The sequence below is a fragment of the Streptomyces sp. NBC_00390 genome (assembly GCF_036057275.1).
In the GTDB taxonomy this organism is placed as follows: Bacteria; Actinomycetota; Actinomycetes; order Streptomycetales; family Streptomycetaceae; genus Streptomyces.
Map to the genome: position 1 here is coordinate 2,997,184 of NZ_CP107945.1, position 21,171 is coordinate 3,018,354.

The following is a 21,171-nucleotide window of genomic DNA, read 5'->3' on the forward strand; positions in this document are numbered from 1 at the left end:
CTGTCGTCCGGTCGTGCCACCATCGTGCGGGCGGTGACTGGTGATACGAGATCAAGAAGAGACCGAGACGGCGAAGGAGCAGGGCGTGCAGCCTTCGAAGGCGGCAAGCAGCCCTGAGCCCGAGTCGCGCCCGGAATCTCCCGTTCCACCGGCCGCCGACGGCCGGCCCGGCGCCGATCCGTCGAAGGGCGAGCGGTCGAACGGCGAGCGGTCGAACGGCGAGCGGTCGAAGGACGAGTCGCCGAGCCCGAAGCAGTCGACCGCCGAGCAGCCGGACGCGAAGCACCCGGCCGGGGCGATGCCCCACGGGGCCCACCCGTGCACCGACCCCGAGGTGATCCGCGCCGACCGGGTATCCGGCGACGAGCCGCTGCTGCCCGCCCGCGTGCACCGGCCCTCCGACCTGATGCGGCTGCTCATCGGCGTCCTCGCGATCGCCCTGGTGCTCGCCGTCGCCGCCTTCGCGCACGGCACCACGTCCGGTCTCGAGCAGGACATCAGCAAGGGCACCGGCCAGGCCCCCGACCTGCTGGTCAAGATGGCCGGTCTTGTGTCGAGCATCGCCGTCCTGCTCGTCCCGGTCGCCTTCGCCATCGAGCGGCTGATCAAACGCGACGGCCTGCGCATCGCCGACGGCGTACTCGCCGCGGTGCTCGCCCACGGCGTCACCCTCGCCACCGACCTCTGGGTCGCCAGGAGCGCGCCCGACACCCTCCAGGACGCGCTGACCCAGGCCCAGACCGGCGGCGAGCTGACCGATCCCGTGCACGGCTACCTCGCGCCCGTCATCGCCTACATGACCGCCGTCGGCATGGCCCGCAGACCCCGCTGGCGCGTCGTGCTCTGGGTGGTCCTCCTGCTCGACGCCTTCGCGATGCTGGTCGCCGGGTACACCACCCCGTTCTCGATCATCCTCACCGTGCTGCTCGGCTGGACCGTCGCCTACGGCACGCTGTACGCCGTCGGCTCGCCCAATGTGCGCCCCACCGGGCAGACCCTGCTCGCCGGCCTGCGCCGTGTCGGCTTCCGCCCGGTGACGGCCATGCGCGCCGAGGAGAGCGGGCACGACACCGCCGACCAGGGCGACCGCGGCCGCCGCTATCTGGTGACCCTGGAGGACGGGCCCCCGCTCGACGTCACCGTCGTCGACCGCGAGCAGCAGGCGCAGGGCTTCTTCTACCGGGTGTGGCGCCGGCTGACGCTGCGCTCGATCACGACCCGCCGCTCCATCCAGTCGCTGCGCCAGGCCCTGGAGCAGGAGGCGCTGCTGGCGTACGCGGCGATCGCCGCCGGAGCCAACGCCCCCAAGCTGATCGCCACTTCCGAGCTCGGCCCGGACGCGGTGATGCTGGTGTACGAGCACCTCGGCGGGCGGACCCTGGACTCGCTGGACGACGGCGAGATCACCGACGACGTGGTGCGCGGCACCTGGCGCCAGGTCCAGGCGCTCCAGTCGCGGCGCATCGCGCACCGCAGGCTCACCGGGGACTCGATCCTGCTCGACGCGGACGGCCGGGTGATCCTCACGGATCTGCGCGGCGGCGAGATCGCGGCAGGTGACGTGGTCCTGCGCATGGACATCGCGCAACTGCTGACCACCCTGGGGCTGCGGATCGGCGCCGAACGCGCCGTCGCCGGTGCCGTCGCCGTGCTCGGCCCCGACGCGGTCGCCGACTGTCTGCCCCTGCTCCAGCCGATCGCGCTCAGCCGCTCGTCCCGGGCGACGTTGCGCAGGCTCGCGCGCGAACGGTCCCAGCGCGAGCGCGAGGCGGTGCTGGAGGCATCGGCGTCCGCGCGGCAGGCCCGGGCGCACGAGGAGCCGGCCGACGACGACCGCAGGGCGGCTCGCAAGACCGAGCGCGCCGAGAAGCAGGCCGACAAACGGGCCATGGACGTGGCCATGGAAGGCGCGCGCGAGGAGGATCTGCTGACCCAGATCCGCCACCAGGTGCTGCTGATCAGGCCGCAGGCCCCCGTCGAGCCGGTCCGCCTGGAGCGGATCAAGCCGCGCACCCTCGTCAGCCTCCTCGCCGGTGCGGTCGCCGCGTACTTCCTGCTCTCGCAGCTCGCCGGCATCGACTTCGGCACGATCTTCTCGCAGGCCCACTGGGGGTGGGTGGCGGCGGCGGTGGCGTTCTCCGCGCTCAGCTACCTGGCCGCCGCGATGAGCCTGCTGGGCTTCGTACCCGAGCGGGTCGGCTTCGTGCGTACCGTCCTCGCGCAGGTCGCCGGGTCCTTCGTCAAGATCGTCGCCCCGGCGGCGGTCGGCGGGGTCGCCCTCAACACACGCTTCCTGCAGCGCTCCGGTGTACGACCCGGACTGGCCGTGGCGAGCGTGGGCGCCTCACAGCTGTTCGGTCTCGGCGCGCACATCCTCCTGCTGCTGTCTTTCGGCTATCTGACGGGTACGGAGCGGACGGCGTCGTTCACCCCGTCGAGGACGGTGATCGCCGGTCTGCTGACGGTCGCCGTGCTGGTGCTGGTGGTCACGGCGATCCCGTTCCTGCGGAAGTTCGTCTCGACGCGCCTGCGCTCGCTGTTCGCGGGCGTGGTGCCGCGCATGCTCGACGTGCTGCAGCGGCCGGTGAAGCTGCTCACCGGCATCGGCGGCATGCTGCTGCTCACCGGTGTGTTCGTGATGTGCCTCGACGCATCGATCCGCGCCTTCGGCGACGGTGTCCAGCCGGTGAGCTACGCCGCCATCGCCGTGGTGTTCCTGGCGGGCAACGCGCTGGGCTCGGCCGCCCCCACACCGGGCGGCGTGGGCGCCGTCGAAGGCGCGCTGGTGGGCGGTCTGCTCCTGGTGGGACTGCCCAAGGACGTGGCAGCCCCCGCGGTCCTGCTGTACCGGATGCTGACGCTGTGGCTGCCGGTGCTGCCCGGGTGGTTCGCCTTCAACCACCTGACGCGCAAGGGCCTGCTCTAGACACATCGACCGGCCCGGCCAATCCACCCGCATGGACCTGTCGCCCGTGCGGGCGACGGCCGGACGGCGCACGATGACGGCATGCCGACTTCCTCCTCCGCCGCCGTCCGGGTGCGGGGTGGCGCACGTGGTCGCACCTCCATAGCCATGGCCACCGCCGCCGCGCTCCTGGCGGCGGCAGGCTGCTCCGACGGCGACGGGAACCAGGACGAGGCGAGGGACTTCGCCTCCCAGACACTCGAGTGGCACCCCTGTCCGGCGCCCTCGGAGGCGGAGGGCGGCGGGACCCCGCCGTCGCCGCTGCCCGCGGGCACCAGGTGGGAATGCTCGTTCATGGATGCCCCGCTGGACTACGACGACCCGGAGGGCGAGACCATCGAACTCGCCCTCATACGCGCCAGGGCCCGCGACACCACGAACCGGATCGGATCGCTCATCTTCAACTTCGGCGGACCCGGTGGCTCCGGCGTGCAGACCCTCCCCGCAGCCGCCGAGGAATACGGCGCCCTGCAGGCCAGGTACGACCTGGTGAGCTTCGACCCTCGCGGAGTGGGCCGCAGCGCGCCGGTGGAGTGCCTGGACAACAAGCAGATGGACGCCTACCTGGCCGAGGACGGGACACCCGACGACGCCGCGGAGGAGGAGACGTTCGTCGACGGGCTCGCCTCGTTCGCGGACGCCTGTGAGAAGAACTCCGGCAGCGTGCTCCCCCATGTCGCCACCACCGAGACGGCCCGCGACATGGATCTGATGCGGGCGGTGCTCGGCGACGACAAGCTCCACTACTTCGGCATCTCCTACGGCACCGAACTCGGCGGCGTGTACGCGCACCTGTTCCCGACGCGGATCGGGCGGGCGGTCTTCGACGCCGTCGTGGATCCGGCCGAGAACGCCGAACAGGGCTCGCTCGGCCAGGCCCAGGGCTTCCAGCTGGCCCTCACCAACTTCGCCAGGGACTGCGTGGCGCGCGGCGACGCCTGTCTGGTGCCCGGCTCCACCGTGCAGGAGATCCAGGACTGGATCATCGCTCTCCTCGACAGGCTGGAGAGAAAACCGATTCCGGGCTCGGGCGACCGGAAACTGACGTCGACACTGGCGACCACCGGCATTGCGCAGACCCTGTACTCGCGGGAGTACTGGAGCCTGCTGGAGCAGGGCCTCGACGAGGCCGACGGCGGCAACGGGGCGCTGCTGCTGGCCTTCGCCGACGCCATGAACGGCCGCAACGAGAACGGCCAGTACAGCAACATCCAGCCGGCCGGCACGGCCATCGGCTGCGTGGACTCCAAGTCCCGTTTCACGCTCGAACAGACCAAGGCTCGGCTGCCGGAGTTCCGCAGCACCTCGCCGGTCTTCGGCGAGTACCTCGGCTGGGGGCTGATGAGCTGCACCAAGTGGCCGGTGCCAGGCGCCTGGAACACCCCCGACGTCAGCGCGCCCGGCGCGCCCCCCATCCTCGTCATCGGCAACACCGGAGACCCTGCGACGCCCTACAAGGGCGCGCAGGCGATGGCCGAGGAGCTCGGCAAGGGCGTCGGCATCAAGATCACGTACCGGGGTCAGGGCCATGGCGCGTACGGCAGCAGCGCGTGCGTGAAGCGGGCCGTGGACGGCTACCTCCTGAACGGCAAGGTGCCGGCCGACGGGACGGTGTGCGAGTAACGGCGCCCAGGATCCAGGACGCCGACGCCCCGGCGAACGCTGCCAGGTACCCGTGATGCACACGCGAGGGCCACGCAGGCCGAGATGCCCCGGGAGAGGGGCGCTGCGCGTACGGGTCTCCCAAAAACCGGAGACGGCCCCGGCATGCAACCGGGGCCGTCTCCGGGCCGTGGAACGTGGACCACTGCCGACCGATGTCGACAGCTGACGACCACGAGGGGCGCTGGTCAGCGACGCGTGAGCCTCGCCTTGTGCAGCTCAGCGAAGCGGGTGCTCAGTAGATCGGCTTCTCCGGCTCGATCTGGTTGACCCAGCCGATGACGCCGCCGCCGACGTGCACGGCGTCGGCGAAGCCGGCGGACTTCAGCACGGCGAGCACCTCCGCGCTGCGGACACCCGTCTTGCAATGCAGGACGATCTTCTTGTCCTGCGGCAGGTCCTGGAGGGCGGTACCCATCAGGAACTCGCTCTTCGGGATCAGCCGGGCGCCGGGGATCGAGACGATCTCGTACTCGTTGATCTCACGGACGTCGATGATGTCGATGCTCTCGCCGTCGTCGATCCACTCCTTGAGCTGCTTGGGAGTGATCGTCGAACCGGCCGCCGCCTGCTGGGCCTCCTCGGACACGACGCCGCAGAAGGCCTCGTAGTCGATGAGCTCAGTGACGGTGGGGTTCTCGCCGCAGACTGCGCAGTCCGGATCCTTGCGGACCTTGACCTGGCGGTACTGCATCTCCAGGGCGTCGTAGATCATCAGCCGGCCGACGAGCGGCTCGCCGATCCCGGCGAGCAGCTTGATGGCCTCGTTCACCTGGATGGAGCCGATGGACGCGCAGAGCACGCCCAGCACGCCGCCCTCGGCGCAGGAGGGGACCATGCCCGGCGGCGGGGGCTCCGGGTAGAGGCAGCGGTAGCAGGGCCCGTGCTCGGACCAGAAGACGGAGGCCTGGCCGTCGAAGCGGTAGATCGAACCCCAGACGTACGGCTTGTTCAGCAGCACGCAGGCGTCGTTGACCAGGTAGCGGGTCGCGAAGTTGTCCGTGCCGTCGACGATCAGGTCGTACTGGCTGAAGATGTCCATCACGTTCTCGGCCTCGAGCCGCTCTTCGTGCAGGACCACGTTCACGTACGGGTTGATGCCGAGCACGCTGTCGCGCGCGGACGCGGCCTTGGAGCGGCCGATGTCGGCCTGGCTGTGGATGATCTGGCGCTGCAGGTTCGACTCGTCGACCTCGTCGAACTCCACGATGCCGAGCGTGCCGACACCGGCTGCGGCGAGGTACATCAGGGCGGGCGAACCCAGGCCGCCGGCGCCCACACAGAGCACCTTGGCGTTCTTCAGCCGCTTCTGCCCGTCCATCCCGACATCGGGGATGATCAGGTGGCGGGAGTACCTGCGGACCTCGTCGACGGTGAGCTCAGCAGCTGGCTCGACCAGGGGTGGCAGCGACACGGGGACTCCGTTGCGTCGTTAAGTCAGTACGGTTGTTCCCCCGTAACACTGCCACGACCCTCCTCATTCCGAGACACCCGGTCCGATCTGCGAGACGATTTCGTCCCAGTAGCCGGGCAGTGTCTCGAATGGACCGATCTGTCCTTTCCCGTCATCCGCGCCGCCCCGATCCGTGAAGAAGATCGTTCCGGCGCCCTGCCAGCGGGCGATGCGCGTGGCCTCCTCCAGGTGGGTGCGGGGCACACCGTGGACGAAGTGGGCGAAGAGCTCCGGCGGGTAGTCCGCGGTCCACTCGGCCACCTGTGACCAGCGGTAGTCCGTCCAGGCCCCGGAGAAGGTGACCAGCTGGTCGGCGGCTTCGGCGTACCCGGGGTACGGGTGCGAGCCGTGTCCCAGTACCAGGTGGCCGCCGTCCAGGACCGCCTCCAGCGTCGCCGTCGTACGCCGCACCCGGGCCAGTTCGGCCCGCTCGGTCGGACACCGGTCCAGCAGGAATCCGTCGACCTGGTACCACTCCAGGAAGTGGTGGGCATCACAGATGAGATCGCCGAAGACCCGTGATCCGTGGGACAGGTCGAGATGGCCCAGGACGCGGACACCGGCGTTGCGCAGCCGGCCCGCGGCTTCGAGGCAGTGCGGGTCGGGGCGGTCGCCCGGGCCGTTGGCCACATTGAGGACGACCCAGTGCAGCGGGGCGCCGGGGCGGGCCAGCTCGGCCCATTCGACCGGGGCGATCAGCGGGTGTGCGTAACCGGGAACACCGAAGCCGAGCCTTCCCCAGATGTCGTCCGGAGGGGCGGCCACGGCACCGTTCGCCGGGAGCGGGGCCTCGTTCGTGGTCAGATGCGACATGCCGCCTCCATCCAGATGTCGGCGAGTGACTCTTCGAGGTTGATCCGGGGCCGCCAGCCGAGCCGGTCCCGGGCGGTGCGGACATCCGCCTGCTGCCAGTTGCCGCAGCCGTCGGGGTACGGGGACGGCGTGGCGGCCAGGTGCTCCATGACGGATTCGGTGCGCGGGGAGCCGATGGGGCGGCCCGCCGAAGCGTCCAGCTCGTGCAGCGCCCCGGCGTATCCGGCGACGCGGGCCAGGGTCGCCGCCGCGTCCCGGAGCCGTACGGCACGTCCCGTGCCGATGTTGACGACGCCCTGCGCGGCGGAGAGCGAGGCGGCGTGCACGGCGCGGGCCACGTCCCGTACGTCGACGAAGTCGCGCTGCACGCCGAGGCCGCTGAGCTTCAGGTCGCCGTCGCCGGACTGCATGGCGCGGCGCATGGCCTCGGCGAGCCGGCCGAGCGGGGAGCCCGCCGGGGTGCCGGGGCCGACAGGTGAGAAGACCCGCAGGACGACGGCGTCGAGGCCGGCGCCGAGTACGAGTTCGGTGGCCGCGAGCTTGCTCACCCCGTACGGGCCGCCGGGGCGCGGCACGGCGTCCTCCGCGGTCGACGAGCCCTGCTGGGAGGGCCCGTACTCGGAGGCGCAGCCGATCTGGACGAGCCGGGCACCGCAGCCGCTGCGGCGCAGTGCCTCGCAGACGGTGGCGACGGCGACGGTGTTGTGCCGGGTCAGATCGCGGGCTCCGCCGCGGATGGCGCCTGCGCAGTTGATGACGACCCCCGGGTGGACGGCTCCCAGGAAGCGGGTGAGCGCACCAGGGCTGCCGCCGGCGAGGTCGAAGCGCACATCGGCGTCGTCGCCGCGGCCGAGGGCGGTGAGATGGACGGCCGGGTCGGCGAGCAGCCGGTCGGCGACGAAGCGGCCGATGAACCCGTTGGCACCGAGCAGAAGAACCCTCATCGCGCGGCTCCTTCGGGCCGACGGGCCGGGGCTGGGGGTTGCGGATACATGTCGCTTGCTCCTTTGTGGTGCCGGATTGGTGATGCCGGTGACTCCGCGGTGTCGGCTCCGCGGGAGGTTGTCCTTCTCAAGGGGTGTGCGCCGAGGCCCTGCTCAGCGCGGTGGTGGCGTGGACCAGCAGGCCGAGGGCGACGGCGCCGCAGGCCAGGGTCGGTACGGCGGCCGAGCCCCAGGCGGCGACGAGCGCCTCGACGGGACCGGCCAGGAAGCCGAGACCGGGCAGCCGGCCCGACAACAGCAGGGCCGGTGCGGCGGCTTCGGCCGCGCAGGCGGTGGCCAGTGCGGTGGCCGCCGCTTCGGGGAAGCCGTGCACGACGAGCAGCCGGGCCAGGAAGAACAGGACACCCAGGGCGGCGGTCGGAAGGAGGGCCGGGCCGGGAAGTACGAGGGCGGTGAAGGCGAGAAGCACGGCGAGTGCGCCGGTGTACAAGGTCACGACGGCGAACAGCAGGGGGCGCACACCGGCGGCGAACTCGTCGAGCGTGCGACTGCGGTCCAGCCTCCGGCGCGCGCGTACGGAGAAAAGGTGGGCGCACCAGGCCGCGGGGGCGACGGCCAGGCAGAGCGCGAGGAAGGGACCGTGGGCGACGGGCCACCGCTCGTCGGGGCCGCCGGTGACGACCTGGCCGACGAAGCCCTGGCCGTATGCCGCGAAGACGAGCAGGCACACGGTCCAGATCCGCACGGCACGGACGGTGCGGCCGTGGGCGCGCAGGGGGCCGCGGCCGAGGCAGAGCCCGAGGGCGACGGTGACGGCGACCGCACCGAGGGCGGTGGCGGCGAGGCGGAGGCTGCCGTGGGACACCTCCCTGCCCAGTACGGCAAGGGCGCACACGGCTCCCGGCAGCAGCGCGAGCAGCATCCGTCCGGCGCCCGGATCGGCGGCGCGCGCCGGACGGATGGGGCCCTCGGCCCGGCGGGGCACGCGTGCGAACAGTTCCTCGGCGAGCGAGAACACATCCCGATGCCGGAACCGCGCGGCGGTGCGGTCCGTGACACCGTGGGCCTCCAGCCCCGCGGCGATCTCCAGCGGGTCGACGGCCTGCTCACAGAGCTCCCGATGCCGGTGCATCAGCCCCTTGACGGGGTCCACGGGGCCGCGCCGGACGGCAACGGGCCTGGTCCCGTCGGCACCACCACGCTCCGGCGCGTCCGCGTGTCGCGGGGGCACGGCATCGGGCTCCGGACACTCGGTGCCGGGCTCCGACCGCCCACCGTCGAACCGCGCCACGGCCCCACGGCTGCTCCCACCGGAGACGGAAGCATCCCCCGGCCCGGGGTCGGAAGCGGGGCGCTCCGCGTCGCCCGCGGGCACTCCCCCGGACTCCCGCTCCGCCGGGGGCCACAGCTCCGGACCGGCCGGGGATCCGGCGGCGAACTCCGTGCCCGACTCCCCCGCCGCAGCGGCCGGCCCGTCCGGTACACGCTCACCGGTAGCTCGGGCCGGGGCCGGACGCACATCCGCGTGTACTCCGCCCGGCGCGGAGCGTTCGGCCTCGGGCCGGGTCTGCGGCCCGGCCTCCGGCGCCGGCCAGAACTCCGGTGTGCCGGAGTCCGGCCACGTGTGCCAGGGCTCCGTGGCGGACGGTGATGCGTCGGCGTGGAGCTGGGAGAGCGCCTCGAGGGCCCAGTCCTCCTCCGTGGCCTGCTCGTTGATGCGGGACGTGGTCATCGGCCTGCCTCCTCGGCCGTGGGCACCATGCCCGGGCCCGTACCGTCCGCCCAGTTCGGGGTGGTGGCCGGGGCCGGCCACCGGCCCGGGACGTGGGACTCGACGGGGTAGGCGAACGGGCGGGGCTCGCCGTCCGCGTCCACCGATTCCGCCTCCCGCTGGACCGGGGAGTACGAGATCAGCTCCAGATAGATCCCGCGGAACGCCGCCAGGTTCTGTTCGACCGTGAACAGTTCGAGCGCCCGCGCCCGCGCCGCCGCGCCCAGACGCTCACGGCGCTCGGGATCACGCAGCAGCGCGAGACAGGCGTCGGCGAGCGCCCGGGGATTGCGCGGGGGCACCACCAGCCCCGTGCCGCCGATGACTTCGACGACGGCGCCGACATCCGTGGACACGGTCGCGCGCCCGCAGAGCATCGCCTCGACCAGACTGATCGGGAAGCCTTCGACGACGCTGGACAAGACGATCACCTCTCCCGCCGCATAGGCGTCGACCAGTTCGGGCGCCTCGGGGGCGCCGATCTCCTCGAAGGAGACCGGGTTGTCGCCGACGGCGTGCGCATCGGCGGCCTCGTCGGGGAACAGCTGCGCGGCCAGCGCCCGGCAGTGGGCGAGATAGGTGGCTGACTCGGGGCCGGCGACCGGTGCCCCGAGGATCCGCAGGCGCGCCTGCGGTTCCTCCTTGCGGATATCGGCAAAAGCGTGGAGCAGCGCGACGAGGTCCTTCGCCGGTTCGATGCGTCCGACCCAGACGAGGGTGTGCGGATCGCCGCCCCGCCCTCCGGCCCCGTCGCCGAGCGCAGCGAAACGGTCCGCCTCCATCCCCGGGTAGACCGTGCGCAGTTTGTCGCGGTCCGCCCCGCACTTCTCCTGCCAGCGTCTGGCGTGCGTGTTGCCGGGGGTGATGACCGATGCCTGCCGGTACACCTCGGCGGCGAGCCGGCCGTGAAAGGCCGCGAGCAGGGCCCGTACGGGCGCGCCGAGTCCGGCCTCGCGCGTGGAGAGGTAGTGCGCGCGCAGTTGGACGCCGTACTCCGTGACCAGCAACGGAACCCCGCAGAAGCGTTTGGCCAACAGCCCGGGCAGAGCCGCCGGTCCACCGGACGCGGCGTGGGACAGGTCGACCGCGCCGAGCGCGTCCTCGTCGTACCAGTCGAGCGAGAGCGGTCGCAGCGCACGCTCGAGTCCGTCGACGAAGGCGAGATGGTCGGGGACAGCGGCGCCCTGCACTGTCCGGCGTGCGCCGGGTGCACGGCAGGCGGACTCAAGGGCGCGTACGGCGAGTTCGGAACGCAGTGCCGCGTACAGCCCGCCGTACTCACGGGCCAGTTCGGCAAGCCCGTACAGCCCCTCGGCGAACTCGGGGGCGTCGCCCTCGGTGCAGACGGCCGCGGCCAGCTGTCTGAAGTGGGCGACGAAGCGCCGCCGTTCACGCCGCCCGTAGGTGTGGCCGTCGTCCTCCGGCGCCCACAGCGCGGCCGTCCGCACCTGGCGGACCTGGGGCGGAAGGCTGACCCAGCCGCCTTCCTCCTGACGGGCGCTGCGGCTCAGTGCGTAGACGTCGAACTCGTGCTGCGCCAGGCCGCGCACCAGCCGGTCGCACCACAGCCTGGACTCACCCGTCGCATACGGGTAACCACCCTCCGTGAGCAGTCCGATCCGCACGAGTGCACCCCCGATCTCCCTTGTGGGTGGCCGCCGTTCGATCCGGCGACCCGCAGCGGGGACGACGTTAAGCGGATACGTCGGTGGCGTGATGGACGGTTGTCCGTCGCGCCACTGGAAGGGGTGAATACACGTAACTTTCACGCCCAGGTAGCGTTCTGTCGCGCTACGGCGCCTCTTCGTTACGTACCGTCATGCTACGGCCAGGTCCGGGCCGGGCTCACTTCCCGGGATACACCCAGGGGTTGGGCCGGCACTTGACCCCGTCGATGTCCAGCGACTTGGTCTGCTGCTGCATCACGGGCGCCGGCGCTCCTGGGGTTTCGCAGTTCACGTGGTCATAGCCGAGCCGGTGTCCGACCTCGTGGTTGATGAGCATCTGGCGGTAGGCGAACATCGCGTCGGGCCCGTAGGTCTCGGCGCCCTGCGCCCACCGGAACGCGTTGATCATCACCCGTTCGGTCAATGCCGAGTCGCAGGAGACATTGTCGACGGAGGTGTCGAGGTCGGACTTGGCACACCACTCCGCGGTCGTGCCCGGGCTGGCCAGCGTGATGACGAATTCGGCGTCCCCGGAAGAAACACGCTCGAAGGTCATCTCATCTTTGTGCGCCCAGCTCCGGTCGTCGTTCAGGGTCTCCTGGACCGCCTTCGCGAACAGGGCGCCGTCCAGGCCCAGCCCCTTCTCGACATCGACCCGGTACCGGATCTTGCGGCCCTCGCCCGGCCCTCTGTCGAAGCCGGCGACCGCCTCGAATTCGCCCGACGCCTCGAGCCCTGGGTCGATCGGGAACCGCTTGGCCATCAGCTGGGCGTACGTGGGCGCCTGCGGTGCGGCAGCGGGCGGCGGGACCTGCGGCGGCACGCCCCGGCCGTCCGACCGGTCCGGACGCTCCTGCACCTCCCGCTCCTGGCTGCTGGACCGGGATGCCGATGTGTCCGGCGGGTCCGTGACGACCTGGCCGGCCACCACGACGGCAAGCACCGTGGTCACGGCGGCAGCCGCGATCCCGGTGAAGGCGCGCCCCTTGCCCCCCTTGGCGGGCCGCTCGTCCCCGGTTTTGGACACGCCGAGGCCGGCGGCCGCGTCGACGTCGTCGGCGGCCGCGGTCTCGGCGGGCCGGCCGTGCATGGTGTCCCATTCGGAGACGGAGGCGTACGGATCGGGATGCGGGGCCTGTCGCGGGAACTCGTCGAAGGCCTCGACGAACTCGCGGCGGGGTCCCGGTATCCGTGGCCCTCCGACCATCGCGCGCTGCGGGGGATACGTCTGTGTCTGCGTGCGCTGCGCGCCGGACGTGCCGGGCGCTGTCCGCAGGTCGCCCCAGCCTCCGCCCGACTCGTGCTGCTCGGGGTGTCCGCCCCTGGTCTGCGCGGCACCGTAGCCGCCGGAGGTGTGCTGCTCGGGCCCGGGTGCGGCGCCCCGCCTGCGCTGTCCGCCGCCGGGAGCGGCCGCGGCGGCGCCCGGCGTGTCCCCCGGGCCTGCACCCCTGGGTACGGGGCCCTTGCGGCTGTGTCGTCCCACGCCCCGGATCAGCTCCTACCGTGCTCGTCGAGCAGTTCCCGGACCGCCTGGGCGACCGCCTCGGGGTACTCCATCATCGCAACGTGCCCGGCGTCCGGGAGCGTCAGCAGCCGTGAGTCCCGGAACGCCGCCGCCGCCTTGCGAGCCATACGGTACGAGACGAGCTGGTCCCGCCGCCCGTAAACCAGAAGGGTCGGGGCGAGCACCCGCTCCGCCTGCCGCCACAGTCCGTGCTGTCCGCCGAGCGTGTAGGCATCCACGATTCCGCGGGCCGAGCGGGCCATCGCGTCCCAGAAGTACGGGAGCCCCATCCTCCGCTCCATCTCGGCGACGGCGTTGCGCAGGCCTTCCTCGGTCACCCGTGAGGGGTCTCCGTAGCAGAGCTCCATCACTCCTCGGGTGCGGGCTTCCGCCGACCAGTTCTCCGTCAGCCTGCTGAAGAGCAGGGCGACACCCGGCAGTGCGAGCAGTGCGGTGGGCACGGCCGAGCGCTGCACGCGCAGCTCCGGCAGCGCAGGCGCCACCAGCGTCAGCGTACGCACGAGGTCCGGCCGGACCGCCGCGACACGCGTGCACACGGCGCCGCCCATCGAGTTCGCCAGAAGATGCACGGGGCCGCGGCCGCGGGCGTCCAGGAAGCGGATCACCGCGCGGGCGTGGCCGGTGACCGAGTAGTTGCAGTCGTCCGGCGGCGGTGAGTCCCCGAATCCGGGCAGGTCGATCGCCTCACCGTCCACCACGTCCTCGAGCAGGAGCAGCAGCGCCGACCAGTTCTGCGAGGAGCCGCCCAGACCGTGCACATACAGGGCGGGCGGCAGTCCGGCGCGCGCCGGACGTCTGGAGCGGACGGTGAGCGTGAGCCCGGGCAGGGCCACGGAGCCCAACTCCTCGCCGTCGGCGACGTGTACGGCCGCAACCTTCGGAGCCGTCGCGGCGCTGACGGCGCGGGCCCCCGGAAGCTCGGTCGAAGACATGCGGCAATGTTACGAGACGATCACGCGATGACCCGTGTGTTCGGCGTCACACGCCGCCGGACACCGCGTAGCGCCACGGATCAGTACCTCCTAGGCTCGTAGGAAAGGCACTCTCCATGGAAAGCGGTGCGGCATGTCAGTCGATCCCACCGATCCTGAGACCTTCGTAGAAGAGAACGACGACGACGCCGCGCGCGACGAAGAGGTCCCCGAGGCGGACGCCGCCGAGCAGCACACCGACATACGGCCGGACCGCGACGAACCGGTGAATCGCGCCGACCCGGACGCCGCGAACGAGGCGGACGCCGCCGAGCAGGCCCGTGTGGTGACGCTCGATGAAGACGACTACCGGTGACCTCTCGCCCGTTGCCCACCGAAATGTGCCGGAAATGCCCCCGAACGCGAAGCTACCGAGACTGTCCGGTCCGTGAAATTCTGCGTCCGCACCACGCACAGCCGGGTTACCCAAAAGTACGATGGCGGGCGCGGCGCACAGCGCGCACGGAACGACTGTGCTTGTTCAAGACATGGGAGGCGGCGTGACAGCCATCGAGCAGACAGAGGCGGCGCGCCCGCGGGGCACACGCCTGCCACGCCGAGCCCGCAGAAATCAGCTCCTGGGCGCCGCCCAGGAAGTTTTCGTGGCTCAGGGATACCACTCGGCCGCGATGGACGACATCGCAGAGCGCGCCGGCGTCAGCAAGCCGGTGCTCTACCAGCACTTCCCCGGAAAACTGGAGCTCTACCTGGCGCTGCTGGACCAGCACTGCGAGTCGCTGCTGCAGGCGGTGCGCACCGCGCTCGCGTCGACGACCGACAACAAACTGCGCGTCGAGGCGACGATGGACGCCTATTTCGCGTACGTCGAGGACGAGGGCGGCGCCTTTCGCCTGGTCTTCGAGTCGGACCTGACGAACGAGCCCGCGGTCCGCGAGCGCGTCGAGCGGGTCTCGCTCCAGTGCGCCGAGGCGATCTCCGACGTGATCGCCGAGGACACCGCGCTGTCCAAGGAGGAGTCCATGCTGCTGGCCGTCGGCCTCGGCGGGGTCTCCCAGGTGGTGGCCAGGTACTGGCTCTCCAGCGAGTCGGCCATCCCTCGCGAGCAGGCGGTGCAGCTGCTGACCTCGCTCGCCTGGCGCGGTATCGCCGGTTTCCCGCTGCACGGCAGCGAGCAGCACTGAGCGGCACCGCCCGACGGCGCCGTCCGGCCGGGGGCTGTTCGCTCCTGGCGTTTCCCCGGGGCACCGGACGCGTCCTGACTCCGGGCTAATGTGTGCTGCGTACGGCGCGGTTGACCGCGCAACGCACTGACCGTTCGGAGGGACATAGCCGTGGAGGTCAAGATCGGCGTGCAGCACGCGCCCCGGGAGATCGTTCTGGAGAGCGGGCAGTCCGCCGAGGAGGTCGAGCGCGCGGTCGGTGACGCGCTGGCCGGCAAGGCGCAGCTGCTGAGCCTCTCGGACGACAAGGGCCGCAAGGTGCTTGTACCGGCCGACCGGATCGCGTACGTCGAGATCGGTGAGCCGACGACGCGGCGCGTGGGGTTCGGCGCGCTGTAGCGGCGCGCAGCAGCATCACGCAGAAGGGCCCGGCGGATGTCCGCCGGGCCCTTCTGTGCTGATCCGGGCGTTTCTCGCGCAGAGCCGAGAGGGTTGCATTCCGCACTCTTCGGGTAGTTACGGCTACGACCCGTTCTGCCAACCGGCGTCCACGAGGTGATCATCGGTGATCTGGGCAACGCTCGGTTCCGTCCTGCTCGGACTGGCCCTGTCCTGGGCCGCGGCCCATCACTTTGCCAACCGTCTCCCGGCCCGGCGTGTGGTGTTCGCCACGGGCACGCTCGGCACTCTCTTCGGCGCCTATGTGACCCATGTGGCGATCGGTCCGGGTCATGAGGCGGCGGTGGTGGCGGGGGCGGTCGCGATCGGAGCCGTACTGCTCTCGCTGCTGATCCGCCCGTCCACCCGACGCCTGCGCCGGGCGCTCCCTTTCTGAGCCCGTCCGACGACCGGCCGCCCGCCGAGCGGCCGGAGGAGAACCCTGACCGGCCCGGGCCCGACGGATCCGGGCAGGAGCCCGGTGGACCGGGCGAGCACCCCGCAGAGCCCGACGGACGCGGTACGTCCGGCGACGCCGGGCCGGGGCCCGGCGGACCGGACCGGCCGGGCCGCTCGGCGCCGCCCTAGGCGGCGAGGCCCAGGGCGGCCATCCGCTTGGTGTGCGCCTCGGTGATCCGGGAGAACATCCGTCCCACCTCCGCGAGGTCGAAGCCGCCCGCGACGCCGCCGACCAGCATCGTGGAGAGCGCGTCCCGCTCCGCGACCACGCGCTGGGCCTGGGACAGTGCCTCGCCCATCAGCCGCCGTGCCCACAGCGCGAGCCTGCCGCCGACCCGCGGGTCCGCCTCGATCGCGGCGCGGACCTTCTCGACGGCGAAGTTGCCGTGGCCGGTGTCGTCGAGCACGGCGAGCACCAGGGCGCGGGTGTCGGAGTCCAGCCGGGCAGCCACCTCGCGGTAGAAGTCGCTGGCGATGGAGTCACCGACATACGCCTTGACCAGGCCCTCGAGCCAGTCCGAGGGGGCGGTCTGGCGGTGGAAGTCGTCCAGGGCCTGCGCGAACGGCTCCATGGCGGCGGCCGGCTCGGCGTCGATCTTCGTGAGCCGGTCACGGAGCTGCTCGAAGTGGTGGAACTCGGCGGAGGCCATCTTCGCCAGCTCGGCCTTGTCCGCCAGCGTCGGGGCGAGCTTGGCGTCCTCGGCGAGCCGCTCGAAGGCCGCCAGCTCGCCGTAGGCGAGGGCGCCGAGCAGGTCCACGACGGCGGCACGGTACTGGGGTTCCTTGGACGCCGCAGCCCAGTCCTGGGCGGCGATGCCGGTGTGTTCAGTGGCGTTGTCAGGCGTCTCCATGAAGCGCACAATAGCCCGCTCGTCGTGAGGCGGAAGGGCCTGGTCAGCCATGCTCGTAGTGCGGTTCCTACGAATTCGCCCAACACACATGCGCGAATCCGGGGTACAGTGGTAATGCGCCCACTGATCGTTGATGAATGTCGACGAGTCCAGTGGGCCATCCGAATGAGGATGCCCGGTCGGTGGCCCGATCGGCTCCGACCCGACAGCCCTCCACGCGGACCGTGCGCGATATGCGTACGCAGGCAGATGAGGGGCCCCCTCAGCGGCACGAGCGCTCGAGCGTCGGCAGTGGTCCCGCACCGTCCGGCCATCCAAGGTCGGCCCAGTACTCAGGTGTGGTTAAGACCCCCGCGTACGCCTCGCGCCGCGTCTCACAGAAGAGGCAACACCCTGACTACGCAGCCTATGACTTTCCGGGATCTCGGGATTCTCCCCGAGACCGCCGAAGCCCTCGAGGCCGTCGGCATCGTGTCCCCGTTCCCCATCCAGGAGATGACGCTCCCCGTAGCGCTCTCCGGCACCGACGTCATCGGCCAGGCCAAGACCGGCACCGGCAAGACGCTCGGTTTCGGCCTGCCGCTGCTGGAGCGTGTCACCGTCCCCGCGGACGTCGAGGCCGGCCGGGCCAAGCCCGAGCAGCTGACCGAGGCCCCGCAGGCGCTCGTGGTCGTCCCGACCCGCGAGCTGTGCACCCAGGTCACCAACGACCTGCTGACCGCCGGCAAGGTCCGTAACGTCCGCGTGCTGGCGATCTACGGCGGCCGGGCGTACGAGCCCCAGGTCGAGGCCCTCAAGAAGGGCGTCGATGTGATTGTCGGCACTCCGGGCCGACTGCTCGACCTGGCCGGCCAGAAGAAGCTGAACCTCTCGCACGTGCGCGCGCTGGTGCTCGACGAGGCCGACGAAATGCTCGATCTGGGCTTCCTGCCCGACGTCGAGAAGATCATCCAGCTGCTGCCGCCCAAGCGTCAGACGATGCTGTTCTCGGCGACCATGCCGGGTGCTGTCATCGGTCTGGCCCGTCGCTACATGTCGCAGCCCACGCACATCCGCGCCACCGCGCCGGACGACCAGGGCGCGACCGTCGCGAACATCACGCAGCGCGTCTACCGCGCGCACTCCATGGACAAGCCGGAGATGGTCTCCCGGATCCTGCAGGCCGACGGCCGCGGACTCGCGATGATCTTCTGCCGTACGAAGCGGACGGCGGCGGACATCGCCGACCAGCTCGCGCAGCGCGGCTTCGCGTCCGGCGCTGTCCACGGCGACCTGGGCCAGGGCGCGCGTGAGCAGGCGCTGCGGGCGTTCCGCAACGGCAAGGTCGATGTGCTGGTGTGCACCGACGTCGCCGCGCGCGGCATCGACGTCGAGGGCGTCACGCACGTCATCAACTACCAGTCGCCGGAGGACGAGAAGACCTACCTCCACCGCATCGGTCGCACCGGCCGTGCGGGCGCGTCCGGCACGGCCGTGACACTGGTCGACTGGGACGACATCCCGCGCTGGCAGCTGATCAACAAGGCGCTGGAGCTGAACTTCAACGACCCGGTCGAGACGTACTCCACGTCTGCGCACCTGTTCGAAGAGCTGAGCATCCCCGCGGGCACCAAGGGTGTGCTGCCGCGTGCCGAGCGCACCCGCGCCGGGCTTGCGGCGGAAGAGGTCGAGGACCTGGGCGAGACGGGCGGCCGCGGCCGCAAGTCCGCCGCGACCGCGGTACGGGAGGAGCGCCCGGAGCGCACCCGCACCCCGCGCCAGCGCCGCCGCACCCGTGGCGGGGCCGAACTGGCCGAGTCGGCGGAGTCAGCCGTGGCGAGTGCCCCGGAGCAGCCGGCGGACGCCCCGGCGGAGCCGCGCACCCCGCGCCGCCGCCGTCGCACCCGCGTGGGCGCGCAGGCTTCGGCCGAGGCGACGGCTGTCGTGGAGAGCGTCGAGCAGCCGGCCGCCGAGGTCGCCGGGTCCGTCGACGAGACGGCCCCTGCAAAGCCGCAGCGCCGTACGCGTGCGGTGAAGCCTGTGGAGGCGGCCGACACGGCCGTCGCCCCGGCACCCGAGGCGGAGCCGAAGGCCCGCCGGACGCGTGCCGCCGCGGCCGACACGGCGGACGCCGGGACAGAGGTCACGCCGCGTCGCCGCACCCGCGCTGCCGCGAAGTCGGTCGCCGGGACGGGCGAGGCGCAGGAGACGGCCGCTGCGGAGCCGAAGCCCCGCCGCCGCCGCACGCGCACGACTACGGCTGCGCAGCCCGAGAGCTGACACGCACCGGTCCGATGGCCCGGCTCCCCCACGGGGAGCCGGGCCATCGGCGTCCCGGCGCGGACCCTCGTCCATGACGGGGCCACGGCGACGCAGCCCGGCCACCGCGGCATGCCACGTCGCGTGAAGTCTCCCGGTCCCGGCTGCCGTCGGCCGAGACGGAACGGGCGCCGTCCGCGCCGATGAAGTTCCCCTGCCCCGACTGCGGCCGCACGCGGTCCCGACGTCTGCAAGGACGCGGCGTCGGGCGGGCCGAGGCGCGGAACCCTCATTCACCCGCCCCCGCGCACCCTGGGGTGCCGGCGCACCCACGATGAGTACGGCCATCACACCAGCCCAAGCCCCGGGCAATGCCCGGACCCTCCCAGGCGCCCGCACCACCGCGCGCCGCGGCTGTCCGACACGGAGCGGAGCCTCATGGCGCACGCGGCCCCCCTGGATCGCAGCCCCACCCGCTAGCCTCGTCACATGAGTCGGCCGCCCACCTTCGTTCCGCCCGCCTGCGCGCGTGCCCATGCGCTGTCCACCTCGCGCGGGGTGTTCGCCGTGCTCGATGCGCGGCCCGGTGGTGCCGTGCGCGGGACGGCGTTGCTGCTGCCCGGGTACACCGGCAGCAAGGAGGACTTCATCGCGATGCTCGAGCCGTTGACCGAGGCCGGTTACCGGGCCGTCGCCGTCGACGGGCGCGGGCAGTACGAGAGTGTCGGCCCCGAGGATCAACAGGCTTATGCGCAGGAGGAGTTGGCCAAGGACGTCCTCGCGCAGGCCGCCGCCGTCGGCGGGCCGGTCCACCTGGTCGGGCATTCGCTGGGCGGTCAGATCTCCCGTGCCGCTGTGCTGTTGGACCGCACGCCGTTCCTCACGTTCACGCTGATGTCCTCCGGGCCCGCCCAGATCAGCCCGGCCCAGCAGCAGAAGGTCAAGCTGCTGGGCGACGCGCTCGCCGTCATGCCGATGGACCAGGTGTGGGAGGCCATCCAGGCCTTCGACGCCACAGAGGTTCCCGAGGATGCGGAGGCCGACGCCGCAGCCGGCCGCAACGGCGAGGATCTGCGGCGCCGTTGGATGCGTCACCATCCGGTTCAGCTGACCGCCACCGGCCGGCAGCTGCTCGTCGAGCCTGACCGGGTGGACGAGCTCGCCGCCGTACGGCCGCTGCCGAAGCACGTGGTGTCCGGCGAGGAGGACGACACCTGGCCGGTGCAGCTGCTCGATGAGATGGCCGAGCGGCTCGATGCCCGCCGGACCGTCATCGCGGGCGCCGGTCACTCACCCAACACCGACCGGCCGCTGGAGACGGCCGCGGCGCTGATCTCCTTCTGGGATCAGAACTGAGCCTGCAGGTGCTGCCAGAAACCGTCCCGCAGCGCTCGGCGCAGCACCGCATGTCCCCGTAGTGACCGCTGCAGTACCCGTTCCGCCTCGATCAGCAGGTCCTGGTCCACCGGGCCCGGCAGATAGGGCTGGCCGGGGAGCAGTTCCGCCATGGCCGCCCGCCCCCGCTCCCCCAGCCAGGTCGCGGCGATCTGCGCACCCACGAACCGCACCTCGTCGCGCGACGGCGGCGGCGCGCCCTCGTTCTCGTACGTCGTCACGGGTCGGCGCGTGATGTAGGGGCGGCAGAAGTCGAGGTCGAAGGTCCGCTGGCTGTCGACCTCCCACAGCAGCGGCTCCGCCTGGTTGCGCCCCTCGGCCGCCTCGATGCCCCACAGATGGACGCGGGCGCCGTACCCCTGTGCCGCTTCGACCGCCGAGACCAGGTCCTCGTCGCCGCCCACGAGCGCCGCGTCGCTGATCGCACGGTGCCGGGCGAGCGACTCCAGATCCGTACGGATGAGTGAGTCGACACCTTTCTGCTGATTGTTCGCGTTCAGGTTGCCCAGCCGCACCTTCACGTCGGGCAGCTCGGCTATGGACTGCTGCTCGGGGGTGTGGATACGGCGCCGGGCGCCGTCGTACCAGTACACCCGCAGCAGCCTGCTGTCGGCGAAGATGATCCGTGCCTTGTCGATGAAGGCCTCGATCAGCCCTTCCGCGTCGAGGTCGAAGGAGCGCCGGTCCTCCGTGCCCGCCACAAGCAACCCGGCCGCAGCATAGACGTAACCGGCGTCGACGAAGATGGCATGGGTGGAAGGCGTCTTCGCGACCTCGGCGAGCATCCGCTGCAGGAGCTCATTGGTGCGCTCCAGGCGGGCGCCGATCTCGGCGGACTCGGGGATCTCTGCGTCGTTCATACGGGCCTCATTCTCCGCGGCCGAGGCTCTACCCGCCA

At 71.7% G+C, this 21,171-nt stretch carries 17 protein-coding genes; 8 read left to right on the forward strand and 9 right to left on the reverse strand.

Annotation, left to right across the window (positions count from 1 at the left end):
- The first annotated feature begins 85 nt into the window (after window positions 1–85).
- The gene (locus OHS70_RS12520; RefSeq protein ID WP_328396773.1) at window positions 86–2,926 is read left to right on the forward strand and encodes a lysylphosphatidylglycerol synthase domain-containing protein; all 2,841 of its coding nucleotides are present in this window, start codon (window positions 86–88) and stop codon (window positions 2,924–2,926) included.
- 81 nt (window positions 2,927–3,007) lie between these two features.
- Window positions 3,008–4,588, forward strand: a complete 1,581-nt coding sequence (locus OHS70_RS12525) for an alpha/beta hydrolase (protein ID WP_443062598.1) — start codon at window positions 3,008–3,010, stop codon at window positions 4,586–4,588.
- A 274-nt stretch (window positions 4,589–4,862) separates the two neighbouring features.
- Here the strand turns inward: OHS70_RS12525 and moeZ are convergent, their stop codons facing one another.
- The 7 genes from moeZ to OHS70_RS12560 all read right to left on the reverse strand — a co-directional run bounded on the left by moeZ (window position 4,863) and on the right by OHS70_RS12560 (window position 13,732).
- Window positions 4,863–6,041 (reverse strand): adenylyltransferase/sulfurtransferase MoeZ, encoded by a 1,179-nt coding sequence (moeZ, locus tag OHS70_RS12530; protein ID WP_328396775.1) that lies wholly within the window; start codon window positions 6,039–6,041, stop codon window positions 4,863–4,865.
- Between the two features lie 63 nt (window positions 6,042–6,104).
- Window positions 6,105–6,893 (reverse strand): spherulation-specific family 4 protein, encoded by a 789-nt coding sequence (locus OHS70_RS12535; RefSeq protein ID WP_328396776.1) that lies wholly within the window; start codon window positions 6,891–6,893, stop codon window positions 6,105–6,107.
- Window positions 6,881–7,837, reverse strand: coding sequence for an NAD-dependent epimerase/dehydratase family protein (locus tag OHS70_RS12540; protein ID WP_328396778.1), 957 nt, complete (start codon window positions 7,835–7,837; stop codon window positions 6,881–6,883). The genes OHS70_RS12535 and OHS70_RS12540 overlap by 13 nt, the downstream gene beginning before the upstream one ends.
- Window positions 7,838–7,964: 127 nt before the next feature.
- Window positions 7,965–9,569: a hypothetical protein gene (locus OHS70_RS12545; protein ID WP_328396780.1), complete on the reverse strand. Its 1,605-nt coding sequence runs from the start codon at window positions 9,567–9,569 to the stop codon at window positions 7,965–7,967.
- A complete protein-coding gene (locus tag OHS70_RS12550; RefSeq protein ID WP_328396782.1) occupies window positions 9,566–11,233 on the reverse strand; it encodes a DUF3492 domain-containing protein in 1,668 nt (555 codons plus the stop codon). Before OHS70_RS12550 ends, OHS70_RS12545 begins: the two co-directional genes overlap by 4 nt.
- Before the next feature lie 220 nt (window positions 11,234–11,453).
- Complete coding sequence (locus OHS70_RS12555; protein ID WP_328396783.1) at window positions 11,454–12,758, reverse strand: DUF3152 domain-containing protein; 1,305 nt, start codon at window positions 12,756–12,758, stop codon at window positions 11,454–11,456.
- 8 nt (window positions 12,759–12,766) lie between these two features.
- Window positions 12,767–13,732, reverse strand: coding sequence for an alpha/beta fold hydrolase (locus tag OHS70_RS12560; protein ID WP_328396785.1), 966 nt, complete (start codon window positions 13,730–13,732; stop codon window positions 12,767–12,769).
- A 133-nt stretch (window positions 13,733–13,865) separates the two neighbouring features.
- On the opposite strand from OHS70_RS12560, the gene OHS70_RS12565 reads away from it, so the two are divergent.
- The 4 genes from OHS70_RS12565 (at window position 13,866) to OHS70_RS12580 (ending at window position 15,727) form a co-directional block, all read left to right on the forward strand.
- Window positions 13,866–14,087, forward strand: a complete 222-nt coding sequence (locus tag OHS70_RS12565; protein WP_328396787.1) for a hypothetical protein — start codon at window positions 13,866–13,868, stop codon at window positions 14,085–14,087.
- A 184-nt stretch (window positions 14,088–14,271) separates the two neighbouring features.
- Window positions 14,272–14,913 carry a TetR/AcrR family transcriptional regulator gene (locus tag OHS70_RS12570; protein WP_328396789.1) on the forward strand — a complete coding sequence of 214 codons (642 nt, stop codon included), beginning with the start codon at window positions 14,272–14,274 and terminating at the stop codon, window positions 14,911–14,913.
- Window positions 14,914–15,063: 150 nt separating this feature from the next.
- Window positions 15,064–15,291, forward strand: coding sequence for a DUF3107 domain-containing protein (locus OHS70_RS12575; protein WP_328396791.1), 228 nt, complete (start codon window positions 15,064–15,066; stop codon window positions 15,289–15,291).
- 166 nt (window positions 15,292–15,457) lie between these two features.
- A complete protein-coding gene (locus tag OHS70_RS12580) occupies window positions 15,458–15,727 on the forward strand; it encodes a hypothetical protein (RefSeq protein WP_328396793.1) in 270 nt (89 codons plus the stop codon).
- A gap of 187 nt (window positions 15,728–15,914) precedes the next feature.
- Here the strand turns inward: OHS70_RS12580 and OHS70_RS12585 are convergent, their stop codons facing one another.
- Window positions 15,915–16,640, reverse strand: coding sequence for a ferritin-like fold-containing protein (locus OHS70_RS12585; RefSeq protein WP_328396795.1), 726 nt, complete (start codon window positions 16,638–16,640; stop codon window positions 15,915–15,917).
- A gap of 408 nt (window positions 16,641–17,048) precedes the next feature.
- Between OHS70_RS12585 and OHS70_RS12590 the strand changes: the two genes are divergently transcribed.
- Both OHS70_RS12590 and OHS70_RS12595 read left to right on the forward strand, forming a co-directional pair.
- Entirely contained in the window at window positions 17,049–18,899 is a 1,851-nt protein-coding gene (locus OHS70_RS12590; RefSeq protein ID WP_328396797.1) for a DEAD/DEAH box helicase, read from the forward strand.
- A gap of 468 nt (window positions 18,900–19,367) precedes the next feature.
- Window positions 19,368–20,234 carry an alpha/beta fold hydrolase gene (locus OHS70_RS12595; RefSeq protein WP_328396799.1) on the forward strand — a complete coding sequence of 289 codons (867 nt, stop codon included), beginning with the start codon at window positions 19,368–19,370 and terminating at the stop codon, window positions 20,232–20,234.
- Here OHS70_RS12595 and OHS70_RS12600 read toward each other — a convergent pair.
- Window positions 20,225–21,133: an NYN domain-containing protein gene (locus tag OHS70_RS12600; RefSeq protein ID WP_328396801.1), complete on the reverse strand. Its 909-nt coding sequence runs from the start codon at window positions 21,131–21,133 to the stop codon at window positions 20,225–20,227. The two genes, OHS70_RS12595 and OHS70_RS12600, sit on opposite strands and share 10 nt — an antisense overlap.
- Window positions 21,134–21,171 lie beyond the last annotated feature (38 nt).

Coding starts and splice junctions, on each gene's coding strand:
- OHS70_RS12525 (WP_443062598.1), top strand. CDS start 3,008: ATGCCGACTTCCTCCTCCGCCGCCGTCCGGGTGCGGGGTGGCGCACGT.
- OHS70_RS12535 (WP_328396776.1), bottom strand. CDS start 6,893: ATGTCGCATCTGACCACGAACGAGGCCCCGCTCCCGGCGAACGGTGCC.
- OHS70_RS12540 (WP_328396778.1), bottom strand. CDS start 7,837: ATGAGGGTTCTTCTGCTCGGTGCCAACGGGTTCATCGGCCGCTTCGTC.
- OHS70_RS12545 (WP_328396780.1), bottom strand. CDS start 9,569: ATGACCACGTCCCGCATCAACGAGCAGGCCACGGAGGAGGACTGGGCC.
- OHS70_RS12560 (WP_328396785.1), bottom strand. CDS start 13,732: ATGTCTTCGACCGAGCTTCCGGGGGCCCGCGCCGTCAGCGCCGCGACG.
- OHS70_RS12565 (WP_328396787.1), top strand. CDS start 13,866: ATGTCAGTCGATCCCACCGATCCTGAGACCTTCGTAGAAGAGAACGAC.
- OHS70_RS12585 (WP_328396795.1), bottom strand. CDS start 16,640: ATGGAGACGCCTGACAACGCCACTGAACACACCGGCATCGCCGCCCAG.
- OHS70_RS12590 (WP_328396797.1), top strand. CDS start 17,049: ATGACTTTCCGGGATCTCGGGATTCTCCCCGAGACCGCCGAAGCCCTC.
- OHS70_RS12595 (WP_328396799.1), top strand. CDS start 19,368: ATGAGTCGGCCGCCCACCTTCGTTCCGCCCGCCTGCGCGCGTGCCCAT.
- OHS70_RS12600 (WP_328396801.1), bottom strand. CDS start 21,133: ATGAACGACGCAGAGATCCCCGAGTCCGCCGAGATCGGCGCCCGCCTG.